The following is a 13004-nucleotide window of genomic DNA, read 5'->3' on the forward strand; positions in this document are numbered from 1 at the left end:
TTTCAACCTTCAGCCATTCATGAAGTATTAAAACTAACAAAATGAGTTGTATCCCACCTGATTATTTTTAAGTGTGTGATACAACTCATTTTTTATAAAATTTGCCTAAAATTAAAAAATCAAAATTAAAAAATTCTGGAAAGAGATATTTTTTTAATTCATAGTCATTCCACCAGTAACATTGATTCCTTGACCAGTCATATAATCTGACAACGGACTCGCTAAGAATAATACGACATTAGCAACATCTTGTGGCGTCCCAGTCCGACCCAGTGGAACTTGAGTATTATCTTCTCGCTCAATTGCTTCAGCAGTCAAACCACGAATCTTGGCACCATCTTTTCTTTCACGGTGTTTCATCGACGTTTCAATAATACCAGGACAGACCGCATTGACATTGATTTGATTCTTGGCAACTTCAATTGCCAACGTTTTGGTCAAACCGAGTACCGCATGTTTAGATGCAACGTAAGCTGACATAGCTCGATAACCATTCTTGCCAGCCTGAGAAGCTATCAAAACTACTTTTCCCGGTCTTTTAGCCGCTACCATCAATTTAACAATATATTTACTTATGAGGTATGTTCCACGCGTATTGACAGCCAAAGTCTTATCAAAATCAGCTGTGTCACTATCAATCAAGTAATCCATTGTTGAAATTCCAGCAACGTTTACTAAAATATTTGGTGTTAATTTTAAATCATTCAATTGCTTAGCCAAATTTTGAACACTGGATTCAGAACTGACATCCAAATTAATTTGATATTCATGATCATTAACTTGCTTGAGTTCAGTATTTTGATATGACAGATCTGCCGCAATCACGATGGCTTTCTCATTCTGAAATGTGGTAACCACTTGACGGCCGATACCCTGAAAACCACCAGTAACGAGGACAACTTGTTTCTCCAAAACTTCAAATAAACTCATAAATTACCTTCTTTATTACGTATTAGATTACGTGACGTTCATAAGGATCATTGGAAATTCCTTCTTCAAGAATCTTCTTCGACCATTCCTTAGCTGAGAACAATGAGTGATCACGATAGTTACCGCAGCTATACTTGTCAGTGCCTTGAACATCTTTCCATTCAACTTTGTTAGCAATGTCATCCAAAGCACCTTTCAAAGCAGTAGCAACTTCAGTCGTTGAATGTTCACCCCAAACGATCAAATGGAATCCTGTCCGACAACCGAATGGAGAACAGTCGATAACGCCATCAAGACGGTCTCTTAAAAGTCCAGCTAGCAAATGTTCGATCGTATGCAATCCTGCAGTAGGAATCGCATTTTCATTTGGTTGAACTAAACGTAAATCGTAGTTTGAAATTATGTCACCCTTTGCACCATTTTCTTCAGTAATCAAACGTACATATGGTGCCTTTACCTTTGTGTGATCCAATGTAAAACTTTCAACTTTAGCCATAATTAAATATCTCCTTAAAATTTTTATTATTTATTTTCCAAATATGTTAATGGTTTATTTACTTCAATCTTTGTTCCGTAATACTTTTTCTTAATATAAGCTTGAATTTCTTTGTTGTGATACAACTTCACTAATTTTTTGTAATTAGCATTATTCTTATTCTTGGCGGCAGTAGCGAGAATATTGACATTATCCTTCGTACTTTGATCGATTTTTTCATGGTAGATCGAATCCGTCAAAACATGTAGACCACTTTCCAAAGCAACGGTGTTGGAAATGAGAACAACAGGCACATCATTCAAAACACGGGGGCCAGTGGTATCGTCAATTTCTTTGAATTGAAGATTCTTAGGATTTGAAGCAATATCTTTCGTATTGCTCAAGGCGTTGAAACCCTTCTTCAAAGTAATCAAACCAGCTGATTGTAGTAACAATAGGCCACGTGATGTGTTTGCTGGATTGTTAGCAATGGCAATTGTAGTGCCATTTGGAATTTCACTTATTTTTTTATATTTCTTTGAATAGATTCCCAAAGGTTCCAAGTAAGTTGTGCCTAAAGCGGCTAACTTCCCTTTTGGATTTTGCTTATTGTAGGCATCGTAATATGACCATGACTGAAAGGCGTTGACATCGACTTGGCCTTGACTAGTGGCAGTATTCAATTGCGCCCCATCGGTAATCTCCTTCGTCTTAATATTTAGCCCTAACTTTTTGGCTTGTGAACTCTTGGCAATATGTTCCCAGATATTCAAGTCTGACCCTTGTGATCCGATAGTTATGGTATTGCTATCAGCTGCTTTAGCACTCTTGCCACATCCCACTAACAGGATGACTGACAAAAATAGAATTGCTGAAGCTAATAAATTTTTCCCTTTTCTCATTTCCATTCCTCCTCAAGTTTCTAATAATTCTCTAATTTTTTAAGTTGGTTTAAACCAGAAATTTTTCATTTATTTCGGCCCCTTTTTTTGATTAAAATATTTTGATCTTACTGGATATATTGAAGAAGTTTGTTTGGCATCGGATGGTAAAAAGCATGGAAGGTAAAGCAATCGTAGGAAAGAGGATCATACGGGCGACAATTAGTCGCCCCCATAAGTTGCTCTAAGTGGACAACTCTGGGTTTCATCATCAAATCTTTTCTTTAAATAACTTATTTTTGGTTGTTTTTTTAGTTGTTCTCGGTGGCTTGTCCACCAAGAGCAACTAAAAAAATCGCCCCTACAAATACAGAACTTCTCTGCAATGTAGGGACGATTACCGTGATACCACCCTAATTCGCATCTTGCTTACACAAAATACCTCAACGACACTAACATGTCCGGGATGATATCGCATCCTTGCGTACCTTTGGCTTTCACCTAGGTAAGACTCCAAGCTCATCTTCAGTTATACGTTCGCTCCACCTTTTCACTATCCAGTGGTCACTATCCAAGCTACTAATAAACCTACTCTTCTCTTCAACGTCTAATAAGATTAAATAAGTTTTAATCATGTAATTGGTGATTAATTTACACTCGTACTTAAAAATTGTCAACGTCTTTTTTGAAATCGACCAATTTTGAAGGTCAAACTATCGTCATTTTATACCTATACCAATTATCTAATATTAGCTTTTAAGGGTACAAAAAAAGGCATCCTTGGAAAGGATACCAAATTATTGATAATTAAGTTTAAATTTATTTTTAATTTTTATCACAACTCTGAATCACAGCAACGATTCCACTCTGAAAACTGAAGTCGATCGTATCGCCAACAAACTCATTGCTAGCCCAGCTTACCGGATGATCAATGCTAAAATCATTTAATTTATATTTCGCATCAATCAAATTCAGATGGGTTACTGGTCCCAAATTGACAAAGGCAATATACTTCATTCCATTTTCTTTAAAAATCGAATATCGCCCTGGTCTAAAAAAGCGAATCGTATTTGTTGCTGATTTATAATACAGTTTGTCATAAAAATCAGTGAATCTTGGGTCAAAAGGCAGAAATAAATTAACCAAAAAATGGTCGATTCTACCACCTGTTGCTCCATAAACGTAATATTCTTGAGCATTAAATTTTTCACGAGCAGCTAATAAACAAAGCTCTGAATCAGTATCGTCCTTTTCGGGAGGGAATTTTTTAAAAATCGGTACATTATCTTGCAACAATTTTTGTTCTTTTTTACTGATCGAATCAAAGTCACCGATAGCAATCTCAGGCATTACGCCATTTGCCATCAAGTGTAGACTACCTCGGTCAGCACCCACCCATGGTCCAGGAATTGCTTTGATACTCTTATTCAGCTCCTCTGGATATTCGCTCTGTGGTCCACCTAAAAGAATATTTACTCGTTTCATTGCTTAGCTTCCAAAGCCACTGAACGTAGACCATCAATGCGGTCTTTGAGTCCATCTTGTCCATTGAAGAGATATGATCCGGCAACAAAAATGTCAGCACCAGCTTTAGCACATTGAGCGATTGTTTCAGCATTAATACCACCATCGACTTCAATATCAAAGTTATCATCAGCCGCTGTTTGACGTAGTTGATCCAAACGTTGAATTTTCTTAGTCATACCAGGAATAAATGTTTGACCACCAAATCCGGGGTTAACAGTCATAACTAAAATACGATCAATAATTGGGAACAATTCCTTAACGGTTTCTAGCGGAGTTCCAGGATTAACTACAACCCCAGCCTTAGCCCCGTAACTCTTAACTAGTTCAATTGAACGATAGATATGTTGCGTACTCTCTGCATGGATCAAAACGGTACTTGCCCCAGCATCGATAACTGTCTTGATATAAGCATCAGGATTTTCAATCATCATGTGAATATCTAGAGGTTTGTCAGTAACTCGGCGCATCCCTTCGATAATAGCCGGACTGAAGGACATGTTTGGAACAAAGTTTCCATCCATCAAGTCAATGTGAAAGACATCTGCCCCGTCTTGGTCAGCTGCTCTAACATCGCGTTCTAGGTTCATAATATCTGCAGATAAAATTGAAGGTGCAATCTTTACTGTCATTTAAATTCAGCTCCTCAATATCTTTTTTTGTACGAATTAATTTCATTTAAGAAGTATAAGTAATTGTCATAACGGCTGTGCATAATTTCTCCAGCCTCTAAAGCTTCTTTAACCTTACAATTGGGTTCATTAACATGGTGACAGCCTCTAAATTGACAGCCACCGCTATATTGAAGAAATTCTGGAAAAAGTGTTGGCAATTCTTCGGCCGTGACATCCATCAAATCTATTGATGAAAATCCTGGTGTATCAGCTACTAACCCGTCTGCAATATCAAATAACGACACTTGGCGTGTTGTATGCTTTCCACGATTCAAAGTTTGAGAGATTGCTGCCGTAGCGAGTCCCAGTTCTGTATCGATATGATTTAACAGTGTTGATTTACCGGCACCTGATTGTCCTGTGAAAACGGTCACTTTATCAGCAAACGTTGCCTTAAGTTTTTCAACTTGCATATCATTATAGCTGTCCTGATCGTCAAATACTTGATAACCGGCGTTATGATATCCAGCCAAAATTTCCTTCAGTTCCAAATATTTGTCGTCACTCAAAAGATCCGATTTTGTTAAATAAATCAGTGGTTTAATATCGTTATGTTCAATATTGATCAAAATTTTATCCAACAAATTACTCGAGAAATTAGGTTCAGCCGCTGAAGTGACAACGATTGCTTGATCAATATTGGCAATCGGTGGGCGAACTAAACTATTATCACGAGGTAAAATTTCTAGAATATAACCTAAATCACCAGTCGCATCAAATTTAACCTTATCACCAACTAATGGCTTGATTTTTCGTTTACGAAAATTTCCACGTGCTCGCGTTCTGATCAATTCAGAATTCTCATCATCCAAAACATCATAAAATCCACTGATTGATTTTATAATTCTTCCTGTTCGTTCCATAAATCACCCATTTACTGAACCACCAAGCACAGTCTTGTTGTTACGCTCAACTATATATGATCCAGTTTGTCCATCTTTAAGATTAAAGCTCAATGTTACTGGTGTATCTCCGGTAATAGTCATAGTTTTGTAGACTGTTCCAATGCTATGTGTGGCATCGGAAATATAAATCGTGACATTGTTGTTACCGCTTGAGTCGTATGGAATCGTAATATCTTTTGTTACAGTATTGGTTCCTGACGAATTACTACTGTTGTCACTGCTATCCGAATTGCTAGTATCTTTGTCATTGCTGCTACTCTTGTCAGGATCAGCACCTTTAGAAATAACAACGGACAACGTACCGCCTTGGCTAATTGTACTATTAGCAGTCGGTGTTTGACTAATCAAAAGACCATCTTCAATATCGTCTGAATAATCATAGGATGTATTCAAAGTTAAACCGGTTTCAGAAGCATAGTCTTGAATACTCTTCAAATTATAGCCAGTTAAATCCCTGACTTTGACGACTTTTGGTTTGACTGTCTTAATTTTAGCCACAGTTAATGTCAAAGACTTATTCTTTGTCACAACCTTCTTACCACTCGGAATACTTTGCTTAATAATCGTTCCCGCGTCATATTGGTTAGTTGCTTTGTAATCAACTTTGACTTTAAAACCACGTCGTTTCAAATTATCAGAAATATCTTCATATTGTTTACCAACTAATTTCGGCATCTTGTAGTATGTAGCTCCCAAACTGACAACCAAATTAACTTTTGCACCATTTTTCAGTTTCAAGCCCTTGGCCGGAATCGATTTAATAACATGTCCTGCCTCGACATCATCATCATTTTCTTTGGAGAGATCTCCAACGGACAAGTTAGAACTTTTGAGAATAACGTTAGCCTGTTTAACTGTCAAATTGTACAAATCAGGGACGGTTGTTTCTTGATTGCTCTTCATCACCATCGCAACTATAAAAAGTATCAAAACCAGTGGCACAATTGAAGCCAACAAAATCATCTTACGTCTGCGACTCATCTTCTGTGGTTTCTTCTCTGAGGCCGCCTTCTCGACTGCATCATCAAGTGGTTCCATAACTCTTGTTTCTTCTAAATTATTAATTGGGGTCGGTATAAATTTAGGTTCATCAGCTCGCTCTGGCATCAGACAAGTATTCAGATCATCGCACATCTCACGAACAGATTGGTAGCGTTGATCTGGATCCTTGGCTGTAGCTTTGAGAACGGCATTTTCAAGTGGCTGAGGGATGTTTGGATCAATCTTCTTTAAATCGGGCATCTCCTCTTTGGAATGTTTCAAAGCAACTGTTACGGCAGTATCACCTGTAAAGGGAACATGTTTCGTCAACAATTCGAACAGAATAATTCCTAAGGCATAGATGTCTGATAAAACAGTTGCTGAACGTCCCTTGATTTGCTCTGGCGACATATAGTGAACGGACCCTAGGAGTGAATTAGTTCTCGTAATCGAACGTTCACTCAATGCTAGGGCAATTCCAAAGTCTGATACTTTAACTTGAATCGGATCTTTTTTCTCATCTACCAAAATATTTTCTGGCTTCAAATCACGATGAATGATTCCGTGTTCATGGGCATCAGACACTGCCATGCAAATCTGTTTCATAATATCGACAACTTCGCGGTATGGAATTGGAAAATGAGTCCGGATATATTTCTTCAGATTCGGACCATCGACATATTCAATAACAATATATTGCACGCCATCATCATTTCCAACATCCAAAACATTAACAATGTTTGGATTTGAGAGACCACTAGTTGCCTTAGCTTCACGTCCAAATCTCTTTTTAACAGATTCATCATCCTGGAGATCATACCGTAAAGCCTTTACAGCCACTTTCCGGTTTAAAAGTGTGTCATTAGCCAAATAAACATTGGCCATTCCGCCTTCACCAAGTGTACCTAGAATCTCATAACGACCGCCTACTAGGTAACCTTTCTCCATCTAGCGATTACCTCCATTATTCTTAGTAGAAAAGAGTAAGGCAGTAATATTATCTCTTCCACCGGCTGCATTTGCTTTGTCGATCAAGATATGACACTTGGTTTCCAGACTCATCTTTTGTGCTAAAACATCTTTGATTTCATTTTCTGGAACCATATTCGTTAACCCATCGGTACATAAGAGAATGATTGAGTTATCAACCAAATCAAAGTCTTTGACACGTGGCTGAACGGTTTGTGAGACTCCGAGTGTCTGCGTGATAATATTCTTCTGCGGATGATTTTCCGCCTCTTCGGGACTAATTTGACCGGTCTCCAATAATTCGTGAACCAATGAGTGATCAACACTCAACTGTTTCAATTCACCATCAGTGAAAATGTAGCATCTAGAATCACCGACGTTTACGACCATCATCTTATCACCGATAAAGAACACCCCGACCATCGTTGTTCCCATACCATTCAAATCATCGAATTGGTTAGAAACGGAAACGATGCGGTCATTTTCCTTACTCAATTCACGAATGATCCATTCGCGTAGTTCAGCAATATTGTCAACTTCTGATTCTTCGAAATTGTGACCTAAATGAGAGACTGCCATATCTGAGGCAACGTCGCCACCACGGTGTCCACCCATACCATCAGCAACAATTCCAAAAACAATATCTTTCTTATTCTTGAAAACATTCACATAATCCTGATTGTTTTCTCTGAGTTTTCCAACATCAGTTAATAACGCATATTCCATCAGTTTAGACCTTACCTCTTTAATTTTTTCTAACAAAAGTAGCTATAAAGAAACCATCCGTAAAGTAATCACTTGGTAGAACCTTAAGCATGCCATCTTTAACGGAATTATCCATTGCTGGATCATGCTTAACTGGTACTAATTCAAAATTCTTGTTAGTAGCTAGAAACTTCTCAACTACTTGTTCATTCTCTTCATCATCGAAGGTACATGTACTGAAGACCATCTTACCGTTAACTTCTAGTAGATCAACCATACTATTGAGGATTTCAAGTTGAACTCGTTGAAGATTCATCAAATCTTCTGGTTGACGGAAGTATCTCAACTCAGGTTTTCTTCTCATCAAACCTAGTCCAGAACAAGGAGCATCAACTAAAATACGATCAAATGTGGTATTGAGTATATCTTTAGCTTTACGTGCGTCAGTTGCACCTGTACTAATAATATCTTCATAACCCATTCTTTCACTGTTACTACGAATCAACTTAGTCTTGTGCTTGTGAATATCCAAGGCAGTGACTTCACCTTCACCAGCTTTAATATAACTGGCAATATGCGTTGTCTTTCCACCAGGGGCAGCACAGGCATCGAGTACACGGCTATTTGGTTGCAAATCAAGCGCTGGAGCAACTAACATTGAACTCTCATCTTGAATTGTGTATAATCCGGCCCTGAATTCATCAGTATCAACCAGATTACCACTCTCACAGACTAACCCAACTGCTGAAATTTTGCTTGGTTTTACGTCAAATCCTTTTTCTTGTAAAACTTTTTGTAAGTCAGCGACAGTTGTCTTATTTGTATTTACACGAATTGAAACATTCGAAGGTTGATTAATTGTTTGTAAAATTTCCTTAGTTTTATCGATACCTTGTTGTTCAACAAACTTATCAACTAACCAACGTGGAACACTATACAAAAGGCTCATGTCATAAATTGTATCTTTACCAGGCATATCTCTAGTTCCGTGACGCTGAAAGTTTCTCAAAACAGCATTAACCAAATTACCTGCACCTTGATTGGCGCGTTTCTTGGCAATTTCAGTTGATTCATTCAAAATTGCATGTGCAGGAATCTTGTCCAAGTAACACATTTGGTAGACAGCCGTCTGTAGCAATAAATCCAACCACAGATCAAGCTTCTTATCCTTCAAATATGGTTCCAATTGATATTCCAAAACGTATTTATGCTGAATTACACCGTAGACGATATTAGTCATCAAACGACTATCAGCATCTGACATTTCAGATTTATTTAAAAGATTGCTGATTTCAATATTTGAATATGCCTTGCTTTGGAAAACTCGTGTCAGTGCTTCGACTGCTAATGCTCGGGGATTATTTTTCATCAATAATTTGTTGTCCTTTTTCTAGATTCTTGCCCATTCCATTCATGTAATTGGCAATATCCATCATTTTTTTACCAGCTGGTTGAATCTTCTTAATTGAAACGCCTTGACCATCACCAGCAACAATAACCAATTTTTTCTTACCTAAATCAAAAATAGTTCCGACCGCTTGCTGAGAATTAATTTCTACAACTTCAGTCTGATAAATTTTAGTTCTCTGACCATCAATCAAAGTCCAAGCACCAGGATCAGGGCTCAAGGCACGAATTTGATCAAAGACATCTTCAGCAGGCTTTGTAAAGTCAATGCGTTCTTGTTCCTTAGAAATATTAGGTGAGAAAACAACTTGATCTGGATCTTGCTTAACTGGTTGAATATCGTCGCTCAAAATTTTAGGAATAGTATCTAGCAACAATTCACGACCGACGACAGCCATCTTTTCAAAGAGACTGCCGTTATCATCGTCACGAGTGATAGGTAATTTTTCTTGGCTGATAATATCACCAGCATCCATCCCTTTGACCATATACATGATCGTAATTCCAGTTTCTTTGTCACCATTTAGTAATGACCATTGAATTGGTGCACCACCTCGATACTTAGGTAACAAGGAACCATGCACGTTGATAGCAGCAACTTTAGCCGACTCCAAGAAACTGGTTGGTAAAAATTGACCATAAGCTGCTGTAACAATCAAGTCTGCCTTTAAAGCCTTCAATTCCTCAACCTCGGGACTTCCTGGCAATTTAACTGGTTGGTAAAGTTTGATGTTTTCATCTTCAGCGATGAGTTTAACGGGACTCTTTTGAAGCTTTTGTTTACGACCAACAGGTTTATCCGGTTGTGTCACAGCAGCGATAATATCGTAGCCCTCTTTTAATAGTCCTTTTAAAACAGTTGCCGAAAATTCTGGTGTTCCTAGAAAAATTATTTTTGTCATTCAATCACCCTCATTAATCAATATGTTGTGGTTCGTTATCAATCGCAATCGTAAAGCCATTTTTAGTATCAGCTTGTGTTTCATTTAGAATCTCTAATAATTTTTGATGCAGTTGTGGCTCATTCTTATATTTTACAATAATTTGATAATAATATTTGTTTTGTTTACGTGAAATCATCGTTGGACTTGGTCCTAATAGAATTGCATCTTTCGATAAAGCAGTTTGAAGTTGTTTTTTCAGCCAATAACTCTGTTTTAATGTCTTTCCCTCATCTTGGTTAGCGACACTGATCAGCGTTGTGAAATAATAAGGCGTGTAATTCGATTGATGTCTGAGATACATCTCTTGTTTAAAGAATGTCTCATAATCCTGCTTAGATGCGTCTTTGATCGCATAATGATCTGGATTAAATGTCTGAATTATCACATGACCAGTTTTTTCGGCCCGACCAGCTCGACCACTAACTTGTGTCAACAATTGAAAAGTCCGCTCACTGGCACGAAAATCAGCCAAACTCAAAGTTGTGTCAGCATTAATGACCCCAACCAGTGTAACATCTGGGAAATCCAATCCTTTAGCAATCATCTGGGTTCCTAACAAAATATCAGCTTTATGTTGACCAAATTGTTGCAAGATTTTTGCATGGGCACCTTTTCTTCTTGTTGTATCGACATCCATTCGCAAAACACGAGCCTCTGGAAACAAATCGTTCAACTGTTGTTCGATATTTTGTGTTCCAGTACCATAAAAACCAATTTTCTTACTGTGACAGTTCGGACAAATCTTAGGCACTGGCTCTTCATGTCCACAATAGTGACACTTCATTTTACCAAGGTCCTTATGATAAGTCAGCGAAACATCGCAGTTTGGACATTTAAGGACGAATCCACATTCACGACACATCATAAACGAAGAATAACCGCGCCGATTTAACAATACTATCGCCTGATTGTGATTAGCTAGGGTTTCTTCAAGCCCTGATTTCAAGGCTGGAGAAAAATCACCTTTAACAGCTGAATTTTCAGCATCACGCATGTCAACAATGTGGACGTGTGGCAAAACTTGATTGTTGATTCGTTTCTTCATTCTAATTAACGTATAGACACCCTTCTCAGCTCTTGCACGTGATTCTAATGAAGGTGTGGCACTACCGAGCACTACTGGGCATTTATTAACCTGAGCCCGCCACAAGGCAACATCTCGAGCATGGTATCTCGGATTATCATCTTGCTTATAACTAGCCTCATGTTCCTCATCAATAATAATCAATCCAATGTGATCCAAAGGTGCAAAAACAGCACTTCTGGCTCCAACAACGACCTTGACATCATGATTTTCAATTCGAGTCCATTCATCATAACGCTCACCATTTGACAAACCACTGTGCAAAACAGCCACCTGATCGCCAAAACGCCCAACAACACGGTTAACCATCTGCGGTGTCAAAGATATTTCAGGAACCAACATCAAAGCTGTCTTGTCTTGTTGCAATGCCTTCTCAATTGTTTGTAGATAAACTTCCGTCTTACCACTACCAGTAACGCCCTCAATCAAGAAAGTCTCCGGAGTCTGATTTTCGATTGCCGCAGTTATTTGGTCAACGGCCACTTGTTGCTCCTCTGTTAAAGCTAACTTAGTTGTCTTTTCTGGTGTAATACCAACTGGTTTACGTAATTTAGTTACTTCGACTACTTTAACAAGATTATTTTTCTCTGCCGTTTTAATGGCCGCACGAGAAATTCCGTAATCTTTTTCCAAAACATTAAATTCAATTGGCAAATCATTCAAATTATCTGCTAAAAACTCCAACAATTTAATTTGTGATTTGGCATTAGCCCGTAATTGGCTCTTAGCCTCATGCAACTGAATCACATTTAAATCAGTTGTCACAGCTTGTCTTTTAACTTGAACAGCCTGATTTTCAACTGTGTATTGAATATCAACTTTCCCATTTTTACGCAAGCGATTGATTAACTTGATAGTTTCATCATCAATTTGATTCGTGATTTCAAACATTGGTTGACCTTGCAATAAATTCATTACTTCAGAATCATCAGCCACTACTGGAATCACAAATTGCTTATATTTCGCACGCATAACACTTGGCAACATGGTTTGAAGACAAGATATTTGAAAAGAATAGGTCCGGTCGGCTAACCATGAAGATAAGTCCAACATTTCAGTCGACAGGACAGGTTTCAAATCAATCACACGAGAAATCGGCTTCAACTTACCCTGAAAATCACTTTGACTTTTGACCTGCATAACAAATCCCTGAATCTTACGTTTGCCTCGGCCAAATGGTACTTCAACACGCATCCCTGGTGCGACTACATCTGACAAAGCATCAGGAATCATGTATTCAAATGGTCGGTTCGTTTGCATCGTCGGAACATCAACGATTATCTCTGCTACTGCCATAAAAGCCCACCTATCTGAAATTGTATTTATTTATTTGTTGTTTGTTGTTTGTTCACTTCCGCAACCGGTTGTCAGAAATATAGTCTGCTGTGTGGACCGGCCCGAGCCTAAGAGCGGTCTCGAACCTCGATTTTGAGCTTTGCACAGTACGCAAATCTCAAAAGTCGTCCTGTGGCGTAATGGCTAAATCCATAACGCCACCTTCATTGCTGACTATATTTCTGACAAT

The 13004-nt window shown here is 38.1% G+C and carries 11 protein-coding genes; all 11 read right to left on the reverse strand.

Annotated elements, in window-relative coordinates:
- Window positions 1–153: 153 nt before the first annotated feature.
- The gene (locus tag FFM71_RS06995; protein ID WP_137611464.1) at window positions 154–930 is read right to left on the reverse strand and encodes an SDR family oxidoreductase; all 777 of its coding nucleotides are present in this window, start codon (window positions 928–930) and stop codon (window positions 154–156) included.
- A gap of 22 nt (window positions 931–952) precedes the next feature.
- The gene (locus FFM71_RS07000; RefSeq protein ID WP_137611465.1) at window positions 953–1426 is read right to left on the reverse strand and encodes an S-ribosylhomocysteine lyase; all 474 of its coding nucleotides are present in this window, start codon (window positions 1424–1426) and stop codon (window positions 953–955) included.
- Window positions 1427–1452: 26 nt separating this feature from the next.
- A complete protein-coding gene (locus tag FFM71_RS07005) occupies window positions 1453–2307 on the reverse strand; it encodes a MetQ/NlpA family ABC transporter substrate-binding protein (RefSeq protein WP_137611466.1) in 855 nt (284 codons plus the stop codon).
- Window positions 2308–3111: 804 nt separating this feature from the next.
- Window positions 3112–3771 carry a thiamine diphosphokinase gene (locus tag FFM71_RS07010; protein ID WP_137611467.1) on the reverse strand — a complete coding sequence of 220 codons (660 nt, stop codon included), beginning with the start codon at window positions 3769–3771 and terminating at the stop codon, window positions 3112–3114.
- Complete coding sequence (gene rpe, locus FFM71_RS07015; protein WP_137611468.1) at window positions 3768–4442, reverse strand: ribulose-phosphate 3-epimerase; 675 nt, start codon at window positions 4440–4442, stop codon at window positions 3768–3770. Before rpe ends, FFM71_RS07010 begins: the two co-directional genes overlap by 4 nt.
- 14 nt (window positions 4443–4456) lie before the next feature.
- Entirely contained in the window at window positions 4457–5347 is an 891-nt protein-coding gene (gene rsgA, locus FFM71_RS07020; RefSeq protein WP_137611469.1) for a ribosome small subunit-dependent GTPase A, read from the reverse strand.
- A gap of 3 nt (window positions 5348–5350) precedes the next feature.
- Entirely contained in the window at window positions 5351–7318 is a 1968-nt protein-coding gene (gene pknB, locus FFM71_RS07025; RefSeq protein ID WP_137611470.1) for a Stk1 family PASTA domain-containing Ser/Thr kinase, read from the reverse strand.
- Window positions 7319–8065 carry a Stp1/IreP family PP2C-type Ser/Thr phosphatase gene (locus tag FFM71_RS07030; RefSeq protein ID WP_137611471.1) on the reverse strand — a complete coding sequence of 249 codons (747 nt, stop codon included), beginning with the start codon at window positions 8063–8065 and terminating at the stop codon, window positions 7319–7321.
- A gap of 19 nt (window positions 8066–8084) precedes the next feature.
- Entirely contained in the window at window positions 8085–9413 is a 1329-nt protein-coding gene (gene rsmB, locus FFM71_RS07035; protein ID WP_137611543.1) for a 16S rRNA (cytosine(967)-C(5))-methyltransferase RsmB, read from the reverse strand.
- A complete protein-coding gene (gene fmt, locus FFM71_RS07040; protein WP_137611472.1) occupies window positions 9403–10353 on the reverse strand; it encodes a methionyl-tRNA formyltransferase in 951 nt (316 codons plus the stop codon). Before fmt ends, rsmB begins: the two co-directional genes overlap by 11 nt.
- A gap of 13 nt (window positions 10354–10366) precedes the next feature.
- On the reverse strand, window positions 10367–12775 hold the full coding sequence (gene priA, locus FFM71_RS07045; protein ID WP_137611473.1) for a primosomal protein N': 2409 nt from the start codon (window positions 12773–12775) through the stop codon (window positions 10367–10369).
- Between the last annotated feature and the right edge of the window lie 229 nt (window positions 12776–13004).

Source organism: Companilactobacillus huachuanensis (assembly GCF_005404815.1).
Lineage (GTDB): Bacteria > Bacillota > Bacilli > Lactobacillales > Lactobacillaceae > Companilactobacillus > Companilactobacillus huachuanensis.

Coding starts and splice junctions, on each gene's coding strand:
- FFM71_RS07030 (WP_137611471.1), bottom strand. CDS start 8,065: ATGGAATATGCGTTATTAACTGATGTTGGAAAACTCAGAGAAAACAAT.
- rpe (WP_137611468.1), bottom strand. CDS start 4,442: ATGACAGTAAAGATTGCACCTTCAATTTTATCTGCAGATATTATGAAC.
- FFM71_RS06995 (WP_137611464.1), bottom strand. CDS start 930: ATGAGTTTATTTGAAGTTTTGGAGAAACAAGTTGTCCTCGTTACTGGT.
- FFM71_RS07010 (WP_137611467.1), bottom strand. CDS start 3,771: ATGAAACGAGTAAATATTCTTTTAGGTGGACCACAGAGCGAATATCCA.
- fmt (WP_137611472.1), bottom strand. CDS start 10,353: ATGACAAAAATAATTTTTCTAGGAACACCAGAATTTTCGGCAACTGTT.
- FFM71_RS07005 (WP_137611466.1), bottom strand. CDS start 2,307: ATGAGAAAAGGGAAAAATTTATTAGCTTCAGCAATTCTATTTTTGTCA.
- pknB (WP_137611470.1), bottom strand. CDS start 7,318: ATGGAGAAAGGTTACCTAGTAGGCGGTCGTTATGAGATTCTAGGTACA.
- priA (WP_137611473.1), bottom strand. CDS start 12,775: ATGGCAGTAGCAGAGATAATCGTTGATGTTCCGACGATGCAAACGAAC.
- rsmB (WP_137611543.1), bottom strand. CDS start 9,413: ATGAAAAATAATCCCCGAGCATTAGCAGTCGAAGCACTGACACGAGTT.
- FFM71_RS07000 (WP_137611465.1), bottom strand. CDS start 1,426: ATGGCTAAAGTTGAAAGTTTTACATTGGATCACACAAAGGTAAAGGCA.
- rsgA (WP_137611469.1), bottom strand. CDS start 5,347: ATGGAACGAACAGGAAGAATTATAAAATCAATCAGTGGATTTTATGAT.